The 17,957-nt window shown below is 61.4% G+C and carries 17 protein-coding genes and 1 tRNA gene; 10 read left to right on the top strand and 8 right to left on the bottom strand.

Annotation, left to right across the window (positions count from 1 at the left end):
* Positions 1-75: 75 nt before the first annotated feature.
* Positions 76-1,254, top strand: coding sequence for a hypothetical protein (locus QKE19_RS07880; protein WP_347890753.1), 1,179 nt, complete (start codon positions 76-78; stop codon positions 1,252-1,254).
* Between the two features lie 26 nt (positions 1,255-1,280).
* On the opposite strand, the gene QKE19_RS07875 is transcribed toward QKE19_RS07880, so the two are convergent.
* The 6 genes from QKE19_RS07875 to QKE19_RS07850 form a co-directional block, all read right to left on the bottom strand.
* Complete coding sequence (locus tag QKE19_RS07875) at positions 1,281-2,714, bottom strand: hypothetical protein (RefSeq protein ID WP_347890752.1); 1,434 nt, start codon at positions 2,712-2,714, stop codon at positions 1,281-1,283.
* Complete coding sequence (locus tag QKE19_RS07870; RefSeq protein WP_049190568.1) at positions 2,711-3,454, bottom strand: ATP-binding cassette domain-containing protein; 744 nt, start codon at positions 3,452-3,454, stop codon at positions 2,711-2,713. The genes QKE19_RS07875 and QKE19_RS07870 overlap by 4 nt, the downstream gene beginning before the upstream one ends.
* Positions 3,455-3,552: 98 nt before the next feature.
* Entirely contained in the window at positions 3,553-4,260 is a 708-nt protein-coding gene (locus tag QKE19_RS07865) for a response regulator transcription factor (protein WP_347890750.1), read from the bottom strand.
* Between the two features lie 52 nt (positions 4,261-4,312).
* Complete coding sequence (locus QKE19_RS07860; protein ID WP_347890749.1) at positions 4,313-5,542, bottom strand: histidine kinase; 1,230 nt, start codon at positions 5,540-5,542, stop codon at positions 4,313-4,315.
* Between the two features lie 33 nt (positions 5,543-5,575).
* On the bottom strand, positions 5,576-6,256 hold the full coding sequence (locus QKE19_RS07855; RefSeq protein WP_070546371.1) for an alpha-ketoglutarate-dependent dioxygenase AlkB: 681 nt from the start codon (positions 6,254-6,256) through the stop codon (positions 5,576-5,578).
* 16 nt (positions 6,257-6,272) lie between these two features.
* Positions 6,273-7,055, bottom strand: coding sequence for an SDR family oxidoreductase (locus QKE19_RS07850; protein ID WP_070546372.1), 783 nt, complete (start codon positions 7,053-7,055; stop codon positions 6,273-6,275).
* A 139-nt stretch (positions 7,056-7,194) separates the two neighbouring features.
* On the opposite strand from QKE19_RS07850, the gene arfB reads away from it, so the two are divergent.
* Together arfB and pdxY are read left to right on the top strand one after the other, a co-directional pair.
* The gene (gene arfB, locus QKE19_RS07845; RefSeq protein ID WP_070858377.1) at positions 7,195-7,638 is read left to right on the top strand and encodes an alternative ribosome rescue aminoacyl-tRNA hydrolase ArfB; all 444 of its coding nucleotides are present in this window, start codon (positions 7,195-7,197) and stop codon (positions 7,636-7,638) included.
* A 40-nt stretch (positions 7,639-7,678) separates the two neighbouring features.
* On the top strand, positions 7,679-8,605 hold the full coding sequence (gene pdxY, locus QKE19_RS07840; protein ID WP_232250834.1) for a pyridoxal kinase PdxY: 927 nt from the start codon (positions 7,679-7,681) through the stop codon (positions 8,603-8,605).
* Positions 8,606-8,608: 3 nt separating this feature from the next.
* Here the strand turns inward: pdxY and QKE19_RS07835 are convergent, their stop codons facing one another.
* A complete protein-coding gene (locus tag QKE19_RS07835; protein ID WP_042389125.1) occupies positions 8,609-9,577 on the bottom strand; it encodes a 1,4-dihydroxy-2-naphthoyl-CoA synthase in 969 nt (322 codons plus the stop codon).
* A 25-nt stretch (positions 9,578-9,602) separates the two neighbouring features.
* On the opposite strand from QKE19_RS07835, the gene QKE19_RS07830 reads away from it, so the two are divergent.
* The 5 genes from QKE19_RS07830 (at position 9,603) to QKE19_RS07810 (ending at position 15,037) form a co-directional block, all read left to right on the top strand.
* The gene (locus tag QKE19_RS07830; protein WP_347890747.1) at positions 9,603-10,628 is read left to right on the top strand and encodes an o-succinylbenzoate synthase; all 1,026 of its coding nucleotides are present in this window, start codon (positions 9,603-9,605) and stop codon (positions 10,626-10,628) included.
* A gap of 191 nt (positions 10,629-10,819) precedes the next feature.
* The gene (gene menD, locus QKE19_RS07825) at positions 10,820-12,562 is read left to right on the top strand and encodes a 2-succinyl-5-enolpyruvyl-6-hydroxy-3-cyclohexene-1-carboxylic-acid synthase (protein ID WP_347890769.1); all 1,743 of its coding nucleotides are present in this window, start codon (positions 10,820-10,822) and stop codon (positions 12,560-12,562) included.
* Between the two features lie 67 nt (positions 12,563-12,629).
* Entirely contained in the window at positions 12,630-13,121 is a 492-nt protein-coding gene (locus QKE19_RS07820; RefSeq protein ID WP_049192993.1) for a DUF3592 domain-containing protein, read from the top strand.
* Positions 13,122-13,125: 4 nt separating this feature from the next.
* Entirely contained in the window at positions 13,126-14,334 is a 1,209-nt protein-coding gene (locus QKE19_RS07815; RefSeq protein WP_016422034.1) for a glycosyltransferase family 1 protein, read from the top strand.
* 10 nt (positions 14,335-14,344) lie between these two features.
* The gene (locus QKE19_RS07810; protein ID WP_042388380.1) at positions 14,345-15,037 is read left to right on the top strand and encodes a demethylmenaquinone methyltransferase; all 693 of its coding nucleotides are present in this window, start codon (positions 14,345-14,347) and stop codon (positions 15,035-15,037) included.
* Between the two features lie 51 nt (positions 15,038-15,088).
* On the opposite strand, the gene QKE19_RS07805 is transcribed toward QKE19_RS07810, so the two are convergent.
* Positions 15,089-16,441, bottom strand: coding sequence for a geranylgeranyl reductase family protein (locus QKE19_RS07805; RefSeq protein WP_347890745.1), 1,353 nt, complete (start codon positions 16,439-16,441; stop codon positions 15,089-15,091).
* A gap of 118 nt (positions 16,442-16,559) precedes the next feature.
* Here QKE19_RS07805 and QKE19_RS07800 point away from each other — a divergent pair, with 118 nt between their 5' ends.
* Both QKE19_RS07800 and QKE19_RS07795 read left to right on the top strand, forming a co-directional pair.
* Complete coding sequence (locus QKE19_RS07800) at positions 16,560-17,615, top strand: polyprenyl synthetase family protein (protein WP_049172333.1); 1,056 nt, start codon at positions 16,560-16,562, stop codon at positions 17,613-17,615.
* A 180-nt stretch (positions 17,616-17,795) separates the two neighbouring features.
* Positions 17,796-17,877 (top strand) — tRNA-Tyr (locus tag QKE19_RS07795).
* Positions 17,878-17,957: the final 80 nt, after the last annotated feature.

Below are 17,957 nucleotides of genomic sequence, written 5' to 3'. Positions count from 1 at the left end.
ATCGCGATTAGTAAAACGCACTGAGAAAAGTAAGGTGGTTATATCAATCAGATAGTTGAATAGGAGTGAACCCTTGTGGTGAAGCAAGTACTGCGCGTTGCATTTGCTTTCGTCGGCGTAGTCGTCGGCGCGGGCTTTGCGACGGGTCAGGAAATCATGCAATACTTCGTCGCCTTTGGCATCGATGGTGTCTGGGGTGCCGTTCTCTCAGCGGTGATCATGAGCCTGATGGCGATGATCATTTTGCAGCTGGGAAGCTATTTCCAGGCCAGCGAGCACGGTGAAGTATTCCGACGCGTATCGCATCCCATCTTTTCGCGAGTACTGGACATCGGCGTGATTATCACGCTCTTCGCCACGGGGTTCGTTATGTTCGCCGGTGCCGGTGCCAACATGGAGCAGCAGTGGGGCATCCCCGTGTGGATTGGTGCCGTGATGATGGTGCTAGTGACCATCGCAGCCGGTTTCCTCGACGTCGATCGCGTGACCACTGTGATCGGTTCCATCACGCCGTTTATCGTTGGCTTTATCCTGCTGGCCAGTATTTATACGCTGGCGTTCACCGATGCCACCCCAGCCGCGGAGCAGGCAGCTGCCATCGCAGAAGTCCCGACTACTCTGCCGAACTGGGTTGTCGCCGCAGTGAACTATGTCGGTTTTAACCTGATGGTTGCGGTCTCCATGGCGATTGTTATTGGCGGCAACTTGTTCAATCCCCGCGCCGCAGGTGCCGGTGGTTTCGTTGGCGGTTTGGTGTACTCCGCAATGCTGCTGATTACCACCATCACGCTGTTCCACACCGTTGGTACTGTCGCAACCGATGCCGTGCCAATGCTCACCGTTATTAACCGCTTGCACCCGTGGCTTGGTCAGGCAATGGCCGTGGTTATTCTCGGTATGATTTTCAACACGGCACTTGGCATGTTCTACGCACTGGGGCGTCGCGTCACCGCAAATCACCCGGAAAAGTTCAAGATTGTCTACGTCGGCCTGGTTCTCCTCGGTTTCGCCTTGAGCTTCATGGGCTTCCAGAACCTAATCGGTTGGGTCTACCCAATCCTGGGCTACATCGGGCTGCTGCTCATTACCGTCATGCTCATTGCCTGGCTGCGCGGCCGCGAGCGCATCAGTGAAGAGACTTCCCGCCGCAAGCGCATCTTCCGTCTGGTCCGCCGTGGCCGGAACAAGGAGGCCCGCGAGGAGATTGAAGACTCCAACCTCAGTGTCGAAGAGGTTCGCGAGGCGATCGAGTAGTAGGTGGGCTGCTCGTAGCGCCGCCGTCAGTCTTGGGATCGGATCGCCTTCAATGATGTCGCCCGAGCCCAAGCCACGAACGCCGCCATCACAATGGCGGACACGAGAACCATCACTGGCCACCGATCGGGGTAATCACGGACTACCCAAGTCCATCCCCATTCCGAGGTCCACCACAGCGGTGAGGCGCTGAGGACATCACCGCCAACCATCACCGCCCAACCGCCGAGCGCCACCGAGACAAAGATTGCGGCCGCCACACTTCGACGCGCAAGTAAGCCGGTCACGGCCACAATCATCGCGGCCACAAGAGACGCGATTACCGCCTGGTACGGCCAGGGGTTAATGCCGGTCTGGCTATTGGTCTCGCCGCCTGCACCACTGATAACCACCGCAACCACGAGCACCGGTACGAGAAACGCCATATCCAAGGCAAACAGTCGGAGCGTGATGCTGCGTCGCGCACGCCGATACATCAGTGCTGGCCAGGCATCGGCTTGCGAAGTCCATGTCATGATGGCCACCATGGTTGCGGCCGTCGGCACGCAGACGAAACTCAGCAGCCCCAGCGCATACTCCGGGTTCCACACCACACGCACGACCGCAAGTCCGGCAAGCATCAGCGCTGCGAGACTCCACCAGGTGCGCCAGGGAAGGGTCGCGCTCATGCCATGGCTTAACGACGAAGTGCTGCGTTCCCGGCCCGTCGGCAAGCTGAGAGGTTTTCCGTGCGCAAGCAACGCGATGGCAAAGAAGCCTAGCCCGAGGAGCAAGTGCAGCAGTGTGGGCGGCAGGATGGCGATGTCCCAGATCTCGCTGTCTGCGGGAGCCGAGATGGAATTAGCCTGCACTCCGTGGATAGGTAACGTTGGGCGGATTGCCCAGGTCCACGGGAGAATTTGCCAGTTTGGGCTCATGGCATCCAGTGTTCCTGCGATGGCCCAAGCGATGGCAGCCAGTGGAGCAAAGAAGAGAGCTGCGCGTGGCACAAGGCGCCATAGGGCAAGGCCGAATGCCCAGAACACGAAGAATGACAAAGTGTTGAAGATCGTGAATTGCAATGCGGTGCTCACGCTCCGGGCAAGGAGAGTGGCCATCAGTGCGTGGCCGAGGGCCGCGGAGGCGATGACAGTAGCGGCGCGCGCGAGGAGCACTCGAGTGCTCGAGATATTGCACCAGATTAGGCCGCCTTGGCGGAGCTTTTCTTCACGGTTTTGGCCGACGACGGCCGTAACAGCAGCCAGGGGAGGAAGCAGGATAAGCGAGTAGATGTGGGCGCTCGCCATGGCGGTGGCGTCAACACCTGTAGAGAAGACCATGCTGACCAGCGCGATTGCCACCATGATGATGGGCAGAAACATGGTGAGCGACCACTTCGCCCGCAGTAGCTCGGCGCGGAAGTAGCGGCGAGTAGGAACGGTGCGCGTGTTAAGAGTGCGCGTGTGCGGTTGAGTGCTCATCGGGCAACACCTACTGCGGTGAAGAAAGCTTGCTCGAGGGATTGACCAGAGGCCGCAAAGTCAGTCAGCGGGCCTTCGTAGACCAGTCGGCCACCGGCGAGGACACCAAGGTGGTCAACGCTCTTTTCGACTTCTCCGAGTTGATGGGAGGACACCACGACGGCCTTGCCACTAGCGGCAAGATGTCGCAACAAGGTGCGCAGGCCCACGATAGCTTCGGGGTCGAGGCCGTTGGTGGGCTCGTCGAGAAGCACAATGTCGGGGTCGGTGAGCAGCGCCATCGCCAGGGAAAGACGAACCTTCATGCCCGTTGAGAAAGCGCGGGCACGCTTGTTACCAGCATGAAGCCCGACCAAGTCGAGGACTTCGGCGATACGGCTCTTGCCCGTGCCGGTCAGATGTGCGTGCACTTTGAGATTGTCGGTGGCTGAGAGCTGTGGGTAGAACGCCGGGCCATTGATGGAGGCGCCGATGCGGTCCAGGTCGACAACGGACCACGGGTGTCCCGCGATGCTGATTTCACCGGAGTAGGGAATTAGCCCAAGCACCGTGCTCATCAACGTGGATTTACCTGCGCCGTTGAGTCCCAATAGTCCGTAGACCTCGCCGGCGCGGACGTTCATATCGAGGCCGTTCAGGACAGGTTCGTTCTTGCCGTAGGAGACAGTGATGCCGCGCAGCTGGAGGAGGGGAGCGGCGGCGTCTGCGGAAGGGCCTGAGGTGGGGGTTGGTGCGTTCATGCCTTAAGTAATAGGAGTGTTTGGCACGGTTCGCGCCCTCCCTGAGGATGAGGTGGCGGAAATATCCTCCCTAGGGAGGAGGCGATAGCGAGGAGAAGCTACAGCAGCCCGTTTTTCGCAGCCCAAATGACAAGATCCACGCGACTGCGTGAGCCCGTCTTGGTCAACAGGGATTTCACATGGGTTTTCACTGTCGTCGTGGCGACAACCAACCTGCGAGCAATTTCGTCATTGGAAAGCCCTTGGCAGACGAGGTTCAAAATCTCCTGTTCGCGGGGTGTGAATTGGGTTCCTGTGTGAGTGGGGTCTGAGTCAGCGCCATGCGTCGAGAACGCTCTCGCTGGCCGCCCTGAGTGCGGTGCGCGCGGTGAAACATGCCGCAACACCATCGGCGTCACCTTCGGATCGATGACTCCTTCACCACGGTGGATACGCATGATGGCCGAAAGCAGCTCACGGGGATTGGAGTCTTTGAGCAAAAAGCCTGCGGCCCCAGCTTCTAAAGCGCCGAGCACCAGGTCTTCTTCGCGGAAAGTGGTCAGTACCAAGACTTTTGGAGTGGAAGCGCGAGCCGCACCTCCGGACGGCACGCCTTGCACAATCTGTCGTGTGGCCTCGATACCGTCCATCACGGGCATTCGAATGTCCATGACGACCACATCGGCTCCGGAGGCAAGACGCACAGCCTCGGTGCCGTCGCCCACGGCACCAATGACTTTCATCTGCGGGTGGGCATCAATAAGCTGCGCGAAAGACTGCCGAATCAAAGCCTGATCTTCAGCCACTAATACTCGAATTACATCCATTGCTCGTCTTTCTCAACAGGATTGACAGTCAGCCCTGCTTCGGTCGAACCGCTTACAGCCGAATACTGACGCGGAACATGCCGTCGCTTTCACCATAAGTCATCTCGCCACCGAGCTGAGCCACGCGTTCATCCAGACCAATCAGGCCAGCGCCAGCTCGCTTCCTGGGTTCCAAAGTTTCGCTCTCAGCCCGGTTTGCAGTCACCAAATGAACCCGCGCCGGGCTGTCATCAGCATCGGCAGGTGGATCGATTACCAGTGCCAGCTGACCAGCGCCCGATGAGTGCTTGGCCATATTCGCGGCCAACTCCGTCACTGCCCGCACCAAAGTCAAACGCTTCGCGAGTGGCCAATCCGCCAGGTCTCCATAAGACTCCGGCAGAGTCACCGAAACATCGCGACCCGGCGGACAAACTGCCGCAACCAGACGCGGAATCTCATTCGGGTCAGCGCTAATCTCGCCGCCATCACGTAGCGCATCGACAAGCGCATGCACATCCCGCAACGATTGGTCTGCGGTCTGGGCAATACCTTCCAGCGTGGTCTTTTCAGCAGCGGATTCCGCTCGTGAGCCATCCATCTCCGCCAGGTACAGAGCGGTTTGGGCCTGAACCTTAATAGAGGTGAGTCCGTGCCCCACGACGTCGTGAAGCTCCCTGGACAACTCCAGCTTGTTGAGCGCCACGACGTTCTCCAACTCCGCGGCATGTTCCTCGGCGTTGATGCGCAGCCATAGTGGCACTGCGTACGCGCTCGCCGTGATAAGCACCGCCGGTAGTCCGAAGACCAATAGTCGTTCCGGGGTAAAGCCGAAGGCAGGAACTGCCGGGTTGAGGAAGCTGCCAATCAACCCTAAAAACAGCCCAACGATGCCCCAGGTGCGATTCGGTTCCCACCTGGTCACAGCCCATAGAGATAGTGGGGCAGCAACAATAATGGGGTCTAGCCCAAGGTTCACTGGGGATAGCCACACCAGCAAGGCGAGACCCGCTAGGGCACTGTACGTAACCACAAACGATGCACGCACTGCTTTACGACGAAACGCTGCGGCCCCGGCAATCATCGCGGACAGAATCACATTGGTGACATAAGTAAAGCTCGGGCCATAAGTAAGTAGCGGCGTCATGCTCAACCAGCAGCACAGCAGGAAAGCAGTCGCAATAGCGAGATCGGCAGTTGGGAACGAGCCGACAAAGAAACGTACCCGGCTGCGCCAGTCGAGTGGGGCAGGGGTCTGCGCGGTGGCAGGCTGTGCGTGCATGGAGGAAGCGGTGCGCTGCATGTGTCTAGGCTAGCGGTCGGTGGCTTGCGCGGTTTAGTGTGAGTTTTCCACTTGCCGGAATGTGATGTTGATGCGGCCCTCTTTAAGCCCGCACCCTTCCGGCAGCGTGCCCGGACGAGTCTTGGGCACACCATGAAACGCAAGCCGCTTCGGACCACCAAACACAATCACATCCCCGCTGGCGAGAGTCACGTCATCCCAGGGTTTGTTGCGGTTTTCAGTCCCGCCAATGCGGAACAGAGCCTCATCGCCGATAGAGAGTGACACAATCGGGGCAGGGTAGTTTTCGTTTCGATCCTGGTGCATCCCCATGGTGGCCCCGGGCGGGTAGTAGTTGACCAACGCCATGTCGGGCCGAAAAGTGGTGGGCCACTGGCTGAGGGATTCGTCGTAAAGCGCGGCAGCGCCGAGTGCTTCGGTAGCGAGCTGTAGCAGGTTGTCAGGCACGGGCGGGACGCGAACGCCGCCTGCGTGCGTGACGTAGCGGTAGGGATTGGTGGCCCACATGCGGCCGAGATGCAGCATAAAGACCTGCATCTGACCACTTTTGAGCTGCGGGCGAGTCATGGCCAGGGGAGTGCCGGCAACGTCGCGGGCGATGTCGCGGAGTTGCGTGATGATGCCCGCCTGCCGGTCCAGGGGAAGCCATCCCGGCAAATGAACAACTCCCGGCGTGATGCGGGCATCGTCGCGCGGGAGTTGATCGAAGAGCATAGGTCTAGTTTGCCTCTTAACCCGCGATGATTGCGTTAACCGGGCGGGAAAGGAACTGCGGACCAATCTTGCCCAGGTAGCGCAGGATAAAGTCTGCCGCCGACACCGAGTAGAAGTGACGCTGGCGCTCAATGAAGTTCTGCGGGTGCGTTGCCTTCCACACAGCATCAGCGACTTGGTTCGGCGTAATGCGCACGCCAAGACGACGGGTGGAACCGGCGGAAACGTCCGCCAGCTTGGTCTTCGCCCACAGCGGCATGATTGCGACGACGCGGATCTTGTCCTTGCGCCACTCCAGATCCAGAGCCTGCGTCAGACCAGAGACGTAGAACTTCGACGCGGAGTACGGCGCGATGTGCGGCTGGCCGTAAATGCCCGAAGCCGAACCCATGTTGACCAGGTGAGACCCCTTAGTGCGCTTCAGGTACGGGTGCGCCGCCTTCGCGCCCAGTGTCAGGCCGGTGCAGTTGATGTCCACCTGCGCGCGGATAATCTCCGGTGACTGGTCAGTGATATCGCCATCGCCGATGATGCCCGCGTTATTGTCCAGCACCGTCAGCTTGCCGCCGGTGTGGGAGGTGAAGTCCGCAAGCGCGTCCTCCCACTGCTTAAAGTCCGTCACGTCCAGCTTGCCGACGATTACCTCCGGGCGCTCAGCCTTGAGCTTCGCCAGGGCATCCTCATTGATGTCGTAGACGCCGACGGTCCAGCCTGCAGCCAGGAACTTCTCGGCCACCGCGCGGCCAATGCCCTGCGCGCCGCCGGAGATGAAAATGGACGGGGAATCAGAAGTGGCCATGGTGTCTCAATCCTGCCTTTTCTTGCTGTTTTTATAAGTGGATAAATGTTATTTGCCAGCTTAGGTGAGTATTTGTTGTTTAACCGCGGATTAGAGGAAACGCGCCCTGATTACAAACGCGCCCTCTACACTGGCCACCATGAAACCCCTGAACATCCCACCAGGTCCCGGCATCCCAAAGGGCCTCGTCATCCCCGCGGCGGAGCTCACCGAACGCTTCGCGCGCTCCGGAGGGCCGGGCGGTCAGGGCGTTAACACCACGGATTCCAAGGTGCAGCTATCGGTCGATATCGCCGAGCTCAGCGTGCTTTCCGACGTCTACCGCCGCCGCGCTCTCCAGAATCTCAGCCACCGACTCGACGGCACGACACTCACCGTGTCCGTCACCACGCAGCGCTCCCAAGTGCGCAACCGCGCGGAAGCCCGGCGTCGCTTGGCGAATCTCATTCGGGAAGCCGTGCAGCCACCGCCTCCGAGGCGCCGGCGGACTCGGCCGAGTCGGGCCTCGATTGCGCGTCGTAAAGCGCAGAAGCAACGCCGCTCCGAGCTCAAAGCCAGCCGACGTCGCCCCAGCGCCTACTAGGGGATATGGGATTTTCGTGCATCCGTTGCAATATAGAGGAATGAACGAAAATCAGGTCCCTACCGAAAAGGCAGCTGAAGCCGTCGCGGAGTTCAACCGCGTGCCCTCGATCCTGTCCATCCAGTCGCATGTGAGCTACGGCCATGTGGGTAACTCCGCTGCCGTTTTCCCGCTGCAGCGCGCAGGTTTTGAAGTGTGGCCGGTCCACACCGTCGATTTCTCCAACCACACCGGCTACGGCCAGTGGCGCGGCCCGATGATTCCGGCCACGGATGTGCGCGAGGTTATCAAGGGTATCGATGAGCTGGGCAAGCTTGACGACGTCGACGCGATTATCTCCGGTTACCAGGGCGGTAGCGATATTGCGGATGTCATCATCGAGGCCGTGGCGATGGCCAAGCAGCGCAACCCGAAGGCCATTTACTCGTGTGACCCGGTGATGGGAAATGCCAAGAGCGGCTGCCACGTCTCGGATGACATTCCGCCGCTGCTGCGCGACAAGGTTGTGCCGGTGGCAGACGTGATTACGCCGAACCAGTTTGAGCTGGGATACCTGACGGGCCGCGAGGTCAACGACCTGGAGTCCACCATTGCGGCAGCCCATGCTGCTCGTGAGATGGGCCCGGAGGCCGTGCTGGTCACCAGCGTGCTGCGTCCGGAGCGCAAGGAGGGCGAGATTGAGATGCTCGCCGTCAACGGCTCGGGCGCATGGCTGGTGGCGACGCCATACTTGCCGCTAAAGCGCAACGGCTCCGGCGATGTCACGGCTGCGCTGTTTGCGGGCAACCTGCTGCGCGGTCGCGGTATTGACGGTGACCTGTCGGTCGCGTTGGGCAACACCGCGGCCAGCATCTTTGAGCTGCTGAAGGTCACGCACGAGTCCGGCTCTGGCGAGCTGGAGCTCGTGCGCGCGCAGGAGGCCTACGTTCACCCGGAGCAGCGCTTCGAGGTTACGAAGGTTCAGTAACCCCTAGTAGTAGAACGGGAACTCGTCCCAGTTCGGGTCGCGCTTTTCCAGGAACGCTTCCTTGCCCTCGACGGCCTCGTCGGTCATGTACGCCAGGCGAGTAGCCTCACCCGCGAAGACCTGCTGACCCATCAGGCCATCATCGGTCAGGTTGAAGGCGAACTTCAGCATGCGCTGCGCTGTCGGGGACTTACCGTTGATCATGCGACCCCACTCGACCGCGACATCTTCCAGCTCAGCGTGGTCCGCGACCTCGTTGACAGCACCCATGCGGTGCATGGTCTCAGCGTCGTAGGAGCGGCCGAGGAAGAAAATTTCGCGGGCAAACTTCTGACCAACCTGCTTCGCCAGGTAGGCCGAGCCATAGCCGGCATCGAAAGATCCCACGTCAGCGTCGGTCTGCTTAAAGCGAGCCTCCTGGCGTGATGCCAGCGTCAGGTCACACACCACGTGCAGGGAGTGTCCGCCACCTGCGGCCCAGCCATTGACCACAGCAATAACAACCTTCGGCATAGTGCGAATCAGGCGCTGCACCTCCAGGATGTGCAGGCGACCTCCCTCGACCTTGGCGCGCGCGGTATCGATGGTGGATGCGTCCGCGGTAGCGTCGTCATGCTCGTGGGACGTCGCGTACTGGTAGCCGGAACGACCGCGAATGCGCTGGTCACCACCCGAACAGAATGCCCAGCCACCGTCCTTGGTGCTCGGGCCGTTACCGGTCAGCAGCACTACGCCGACATCCGGGGTGCGGCGCGCGTGGTCGAGCGCGCGGTAGAGCTCATCGACGGTATGCGGGCGGAATGCGTTACGAACCTCCGGGCGATCAAACGCAATACGCACAATGCCGTTCTCGCGGCCCTCGCCGACGTGCCGGTGGTAGGTGATGTCGGTCAAATCCTCAAAACCATCAACCGTCTTCCACTGCTCGGGGCGGAAGGGGTTATCGGTCGAGTACTTCGCGGTATCAGTCATGGCTTCCAGCATAAAGGTCTCTAGCATGAGGGGTATGTCTGTGTCCGCTGCGCCCAACATCCAGCTTCCGCCCATCGATGACATCCTCGACCGCGCCCACGTCGTCGCGCTGCCCATGGCAGTGAAATTCCGTGGCGTCACCACCCGCGAGGCACTCCTCATCGACGGCCCCGTCACCTGGGGCGAGTTCGCTCCCTTCCTGGAATACGAGGCGTCCGAGGCCGCCGCGTGGCTGCGCTCGGCCATCGAATGCGCATACGTCGGCCTGCCCATCCCGAAGCGCGAGTTTGTCGAGGTCAACGCCACCATCCCCGCCGTCACACCCGACCAGGTGCCGGAGGTCGTGGCGCGCTACCCCGGGTGCCGCACGTTTAAGATCAAGGTCGCAGAGAGCGGCCAATCGCTTAACGACGACATCGAGCGCGTAGCCGCCGTCCGCACCGCGGTGGCCGAAGCTTATGGCTATGAACCTGTCGTGCGGGTCGATGCGAACCGTGGCTGGTCGGTGGAGCAGGCAATCCGCGCCGCTCATGAGTTGGGGCCGCTGGAGTACATGGAGCAGCCCGTTGCGACTGTCGCCGAGCTCCGCGCGGTCCGCGACGCAGTGGGGGAGTTTTGTCCGATTGCTGCCGATGAGTCGATTCGCAAGGCCGAGGATCCGTATTTGGTTGCGCGCGAGCAGGCTGCTGACGCGGGCGTAATGAAGGTTGCGCCGCTTGGCGGGCCACGCCGTTTGCTTCGGTTGGCCGAGGAACTGGAGATGAAGGTGACCGTCGCCAGCGCCTTGGATACCGGCGTTGGTATGGCCGCCGGTTTGTTCACGGCGGCGGCCCTGCCTGCTACCGAGCTGCAGCCGGAGCCGAACGCGGCGGGTTTGGCCACGTCCTCGCTGTTTATCGAGGACGTCATCGAGCCCCGGCCACTTATCGATGGCCGACTGCCCGTCACCAACCCCGCGCCCGACCCTTCCCGCCTGGCCGAGCTCGCCGCGCCGGGCCCCCGCCGCGATTGGTGGTTCGACCGCCTCCGCGCGGCGTACACCCATCTATAACGCCAAGAAAGTGACTAGGTTTATGACACTTTGAGCCCGAAAAACGGCTTCCAAACTGACATAAACCTAGTCAGTAACTCCCGGCAAGTAGCCTATTGAGTGTGAACAATAACCAGGACACCTCTCAAGACCCGGACACCGGCGCGGTCGAAACCACTCACGCCGTCCAGTCCACACAAGCCCCATCCGCAGTGGTAGCGGGCCTCATCGTCGATGAGCTGCTGCGTCTCGGCATGGTCGATGCCGTGGTGTGCCCGGGTTCCCGGTCCGCCCCGCTCGCCCGCGCTCTGGTCCAGGCCGCCGACGCGGCGAAGGTTCGCCTCCACGTACGTATCGATGAACGCTCCGCCGCCTTCCTCGCCCTCGGCCTGGCCTCGCGCACCCGCAAGGTGACCCCGGTAATTACAACGTCCGGCACAGCAGTGGCGAACCTCGTGCCCGCCATGGTGGAAGCCACCGCGTCGGGCATTCCGCTGCTGGCACTGACCGCCGACCGCCCCGCGCATTATCGAGGCACTGGCGCGAACCAGACCATCGTCCAGGACCGCCTGTTCGCTGATGCCTCCGTCGTCGAGTTCGATCTGGACGGCACCGCCCCGGTCATGAAGGCCACCGCCGCGCAGATTCGCGCTCGCATTGATCGCGTTGTCGCCGCCATGGCATCCGGCGCCGGCCACCTCAACGTCCGTTTTGTCGAACCGCTCGTGCCTGACGACGACTCCGTCGCCGACATCCCCGAGGGCCGCGCCGATGGCGGCCCCTGGACCACGATTGCGCCTACCAACAGCAACAACGTCGCCGCGGCCGCCATCGCAGCCAACTCGGCCACCGCAACCGGCCCGGCCAACGCGGCTAGCACAGCCACAATTGACATCAGCCGCCGCACACTCGTGATTGCGGGTTCGAATGCCTCGCACCTGCCAGAACTGGAGGATCTGCCAACCATCGCTGAGCCGAATGCATATGCGCCGGCGCACCCGGTTCACCCGCTCGCGGCGGGTACTTTTGCGCAGATTCTGCCGGAGCAGATTGTGTTAGTCGGCAGGCCGACGCTGCACCGAGGTATCTCTAAGCTGCTGGCCAATCCGGATATCGAGCTGACCGTTGTCTCCGAAGCGGAAAACCACGGTTTTGGGGTGGAGTTCCCGGATGTGACGGCGAACGCAAGGGCCGTCGTTAGGCATGTGCAGACTGTGGGGGAGCAGGACCCGCAGTGGACGAAAATCTGTGAGGCTGCCAGCGAATTGGCGGTGAAGTCCGTGCGAGAGACGCTTACCGAGTCGATTGAAGCGGAGGAACCGCTGACCGGATTTCATGTGGCGGCGGCGCTGACGGATAGCCTGCGCACGGGTGACAACGTGGTGCTGGGCGCGTCGAACCCGGTGCGCGATGCGTCGTACACGGGCCTGCCTTTCCCGGGTGTGAACACGTATGCGGGACGAGGTGCCGCGGGCATCGACGGCACGGTGGCGACGGCAATCGGTATTGCGCTGGCGTCCGACCGTGAGCATGCCGACGAGATTCGCCCGCCGCGGACGATTGCACTTATGGGTGACCTGACGTTCCAGCACGACTCCGCAGCGTTGGCAATTGGGCCGCTGGAGCCGAGGCCGGAAAACCTCACCATCGTGGTGGCCAATGATGCCGGTGGCGGTATTTTCGAGACGCTGGAGGCGGGCAGCCCGGCTCTGCGGGGAAGCTTTGAGCGCATCTTCGGCACGCCGCAGGACGTGGACTTTGAGGGCATCTGCCAGGCTTACGGAGTCGAGCACGTGCGTGTCGACCGCCTCCCAGATCTGCTCGCGCAGCTGCACCCGGATACCGATGTCGACGGCATCCGCGTCATCGAGGTGGCGACCACACGTGCGACGCGTCGGCAGTTGCACCACAAGCTGGCATACAATGCGGAGATTGGGGTGCTGGACAAGCACTAGCCGGCCGGCAGCATCCAATCAGAGCTGGAAACAATCAGGGACAGAAAAATAGGAGGTCGCGACCGCCATGCAGTGGAAAACTGCCCTGGCCAATTGGCCGCGCTTCCTTCGTCAGGTACTGCTCTTTGTGATGATTTGCCTGTTGCTGTCGTGTCTGGCCATGGTGGTTGGCTGCTTCATTAATGACCGCAATATCGAGTCGAACATGGGGCAGTCCGTAGCCAATGTGCGCTCGGTCGAGCTCCTTCGCACCACGGTTGATTTCGTCGACGAGAATGGCGATTTTCAGTCGCCACCAACCGGTTTGCTCTATCCCGTTGGTCTGGAAGAGGGGCAGCGCGTCCGCGTCGAATACGACCGCACTGATCCCAATGTCGTCCGCGTCGCCGGGCGCACATGGACGCTGTCACTTCTCCCGGCGACCAGTATCGCTGTGGTTACATTTCTCGTCGTCGCGCCGTTGTGGTGGTTGTCGTTGCGCGCAACCCGTCGTTTACAAAGAGATCCCCAAAAGGTAAACAGAGGGTCACTTTCGCTTTCCGACGAGATGGAAAACTAGCACCATGCGCGTTGCCATCATTGCTGAAAGCTTCTTGCCCAACATCAATGGAGTGACAAACTCCGTGCTGCGGGTGTTGGAACACTTACGCCGTGAAGGACACGAGGCGCTGGTGATTGCGCCGGGTGCTCGGGACTGGCAGGAAGAGGCAGAGTTCTACTGCGACTACCGCATTGAGCGTGTGCCCACTGTGATGGTGCCGTTGATTGATTCGCTACCGATTGGTGTGCCGAACCGTCGGGTAGCGTCGGCGCTGACGCAGTTTAAGCCGGATGTTGTCCACTTGGCTTCGCCATTTGTGCTCGGTGGTGCGGGCGCGCTGACTGCCAAGGCACTGGGCATCCCGGCTGTGGCCATCTATCAGACGGACGTTGCGGGTTTTGCCAAGAACTACAAGTTGGCGGGGCTCTCCACGGCCGCATGGTTGTGGACGCGCGTGATTCACAACTCCTGCGCCCGAACGCTGGCGCCGTCGTCGCCGACTATTGAGGACCTGCAGGATCACAAGATTCGTGATGTCTACCGCTGGGGCCGCGGTGTTGATGCGGTTCGCTTTACTCCGACAAAGCGTAGTGAAGAGCTCAGGAAGCAGTGGAGCCCGGAGGGCAAGCCGATTGTTGGTTATGTCGGCAGGCTCGCGGCGGAGAAGTCTGTGGAGCGGCTGGCAGCGCTGAACGGCCGCGATGATATCCAGGTGGTCATTGTCGGCAATGGCCCGGAGCTGCAGAAGCTGCAGAAGCAGATGCCGAATGCCGTCTTTACCGGACAGCTCACCGGCGATAAGTTGGCAGCGGCATTCGCCAGTCTGGACGTGTTCGTCCACACCGGTGACTTTGAAACCTTCTGCCAGGCGGTACAGGAAGCCCACGCCTCCGGTGTGCCGGCCATCGCTCCGAACGCAGGCGGCCCGCGCGACCTGATTACCAACGACGTCAACGGCTACCTGCTGGAACCCAAGACTTTCACCCGCGATTTGGCTGAGGCGGTCGACAAGCTGCTGCTCGTTGACGATGAGCTGGCACGTAAGCAGCTGCGCAACCGCTGCCGCGACACCGTGACCGAGCGCACCTGGGAAGCACTGTGTGCAGACCTGGTTCGCCACTACGAGGAGGTTTCTGGGGTTTCCGCGGCCGAGACGTCAAGCAAGGTCGCAGCAGATGCGATTGATGCCTCCCATGCAGGTGCTGCTACGCGTCAGAAGTCGGTCGCGTAATCTGGACATCGTGTCTAGGGCTGATTTAACGAAAAATCCCAGCGAAGTCGCCTCGATGTTCGATGGCGTGGGGAAGAATTACGACATCACTAATACCGTGCTCACCGGTGGCATTGACCACTACTGGCGCGTGCGCACGGCAAAGCGCCTGAACCTGCAGCCTGGCCAGAAAGTCCTCGACCTGGCCGCCGGTACGGCTGTTTCATCAGTGGAGTTGGCAAAGTCTGGCGCATACGTCGTTGCCTGTGATTTCTCCCGAGGCATGCTCAAGGCCGGTGCACACCGCGATGTTCCCAAGGTCTGCGGTGACGGCATGAAGCTGCCATTCCCGGACAACACCTTCGACGCGGTGACCATCAGCTTCGGTCTGCGCAACATCGTGGACTACAAGGCGGGCCTCGCTGAGCTAGCTCGCGTGACCAAGCCCGGAGGCCAGCTAACAGTCTGCGAGTTCTCCACCCCCGTGATGCCGGTGTTCAGCACCTTCTACAAGGAATACCTGATGCGGGCACTGCCGCAGATCGCCAAGGTTGTCTCCTCGAACCCGGAGGCCTACGTGTACTTGGCGGAGTCGATTCGCGCCTGGCCAAACCAGCCGCAGCTTGCCCGCGACATCAATGCCTCTGGCTGGGAGGATGCCGGTTGGCAGAATCTCACCTTCGGTATCGCAGCGCTGCACTCGGCAACCAAGCCCGCACAGTAGCTCGCTAGCCCGCAGCAAAGCCCTGTCGCAGGGCCCGTCGTAAAGCGATTCCTACTGCCAGGGCTGGCGCCCGAACCACTTATCGGAGGCCAGCGCTGTCCTCCCCGAAGCGCGCCAGAGTCGCGCCACTACGTCGCGGTCGTGTTCCGTGACCAGGTTTCCCATCAGGCGTGCGGCAACACCCATGAGCTGGCTTCCCCACGGGGCGCCGATGGTCAGCGGGCCGACCGTGGGAAGGAAGCTCGGGTACGTCAGCGTCAGCGCCAACTTGCGAGCCAGCGAGAAGCCGGTGCCGTAGTGCTCGCGAAGGAGGGCGGGCCAGGAGTGCGTCAGCCCATCGCGGCCCGCACCAATCGAGCTAATCAGCTCCACCGCCAGCCGCGCCGACTCCATGCCGTAGTCAATGCCCTCACCGTTGAGCGGGTTGACCAAGCACGCAGCATCACCGAGCAACGCCCAGTTGGGCCCCGCCGCATTCGACACGGCACCGCCCATCGGCAGCAACGCCGACGTCACGTGCTCAGGCTCGCTCATCTGCCACTGATCGCGCACCTGTCCGTGGTACTCGCGCAGCAACTTCTTCACATTCGTGCGCGCCGGGCGTGCCGATGTCGCCAGCGCCCCACACCCCACATTCGCCCGGCCCTCGCCCAGGGGGAAGATCCAGCCATAGCCCGGGTGCGTCTGCCCATCGGAGCTGCGCAGTTCCAGGTGCGAGTGAATCCAGTCATCCGCTACGTCCGCGCTGTCGAAGCTGACATACGACCGTGTGGCCACGCCAAAGACGCTGTCTCGATGCCACGCACGCCCCAGCTGCTTGCCGACGGTACTGCGGACCCCATCGGCCACGAGCAACCAGCGGGCCGAGATGGTGTGTGGCTTGCCCTCGCGGTCGGAAAGCTCCACCTCGCGCACGCCATGACCCCGCGTGCCGCCAGTGTTCAGCGCTCCGAGAACCACCTTCCGCGCAGCGAGCCCATCAAAGACCTGCGCACCGGCATCAGCGGCGGCATTGAGCAAGAAAGTGTCGAGCTCAACTCGCGGCATCGCGGATCCGACAGCGGGAAAAGTGCCGGAGGCATCATCTGGCCAAGGTGCGGTGATGGAGCCGCCGAAGCCGTGCAGCTTGAGTCCGCGGTTGCGGTTGCGGCGCAGGAGCTCGTCGTCAAGCCCTAGACGACGTAGCTCAGCGATGGCGCGAGGAGTGAGCCCGTCGCCACAAGTTTTGTCGCGCGGGAAGCGCTGGGAGTCGACCACAGTGACCGAAAAACCGGCGCGGGCGGCGTGAATCGCGGCTGCGGAGCCGGTGGGGCCTGCGCCAACAATGAGCACGTCAGTGCTACTGGGTAGAGCGACGGTGCCGTCGAACGTGGGGGAAACTCGCGAAATCGGGCTTGAGGTCATTGCCCCAGCGTATAACGACGTTGAAACAAATATGGGAACTGGTCTGCTAGCCACTATGCTCGTAAGGTAGTTTATTTAGCAGTTTCTTATCTTTTATCGTCAGTTAGGCAGGTCTCGAATGCGTACTGGAGACTACTCCGGGCTTAGTTCCGGAAGTGCTCAGGGCACTGGTGAGCACACCGCCACTAGTTCTCACTTCGTTGATGAGGCGCTGGAAGCAACAATCACCGAGGGAATGCGCAAGAGCGAGGACCTCCTGATTACCGAGCTGGGGCGCGGCGAGGACTTCCTAGTCGAACGGGTTTCCCACCTAGCTCACGCTGGTGGTAAGCGCTTCCGCCCGATGTTTACCATGCTGGCCGCGCAGTTCGGTGAGAACCCGGAGAGCGATAAGGTCATCACCGCCGCGACGGTGCTGGAGCTGACGCACCTGGCGACGCTCTACCACGACGACGTCATGGATGAAGCGGATAAGCGCCGCGGCGTGCCCTCCGCAAACTCGCGCTGGGACAACACCGTCGCCATTCTGGCCGGTGACTACCTCTTCGCTGCTGCGTCCCGCCTGCTGGCAGAGCTCGGCTCCGAGAGCGTGGCTCACTTCGCTGAGACCTTCGGTGTTCTTGTCACAGGTCAGATGCGCGAGTGCCTCAACGACTTGGACCTGCCGATTGAAGAGCGCATCGAGCGCTACCTGAAGGTCATTGCCGAAAAGACCGGTGTGCTCATCGCATCGGCCGGTTATCTCGGCGCCTATCACGCCGGTGCGTCCGCCGAGATTTCCAACGCGCTGCGCCGCTATGGCGAACTAATCGGTATCGTTTTCCAGATTGTCGACGACATTATCGACATCTCCTCCAATACCGATCAGTCCGGCAAGACTCCGGGCACTGACTTGCGCGAGGGCGTCTTCACGCTGCCGGTTCTCTACGCGCTGCAGGAGGACACCCCAGCCGCTGACCGCCTCCGTGAGATTCTCGTCGGCCCAGTCTCCGACGACGCGCTTGTCGACGAGGCCCTCGAGCTCCTGGCTCAGACCAACGGTGTGGCTCGCGCGATGGAGAAGGTCAATGAACTGCTGGATGAGTCCGACCGCGTCATCGCTGACCTTCCTGACTGCGCGGCCAAGGAGGCCCTGCGTCACGTTGCTCGCTACACCGTGGAGCGCGTGGGGTAGTGGATTGAGCTCCATCGGCGAGATGGGCCTAGGGGCGAGCACTGCTCTGAGGTGAGCTCTCCTCTGGGCTGAGCTCTGCTGAGGGGTGAATCCAGGTAGGGAAATATCCTCTCGACCTGCCGATTTGTGTAAATGACAGAGTAGTGGGTAGCATTCCATTCGCACCGTTTAAGAGTGCACGCCAGATTGCCCGAGCGGCCAAAGGGAGCGGATTGTAAATCCGTCGGCATTGCCTTCGTTGGTTCGAATCCATCATCTGGCACAGTGAAATCACCGCGAGAACTTTCTCGCGGTGATTTTTTTGTAGGGGCCGTTGGTGGGGATGCGGGGCGGGGGTTTGGG

The organism is Corynebacterium sp. c8Ua_99, assembly GCF_039907185.1.
GTDB classification, from domain to species: Bacteria; Actinomycetota; Actinomycetes; order Mycobacteriales; family Mycobacteriaceae; genus Corynebacterium; species Corynebacterium jeikeium_D.
The sequence above is the reverse complement of the archived record's forward strand: the minus strand, read 5'-3'. Positions and strand labels throughout refer to the sequence as shown.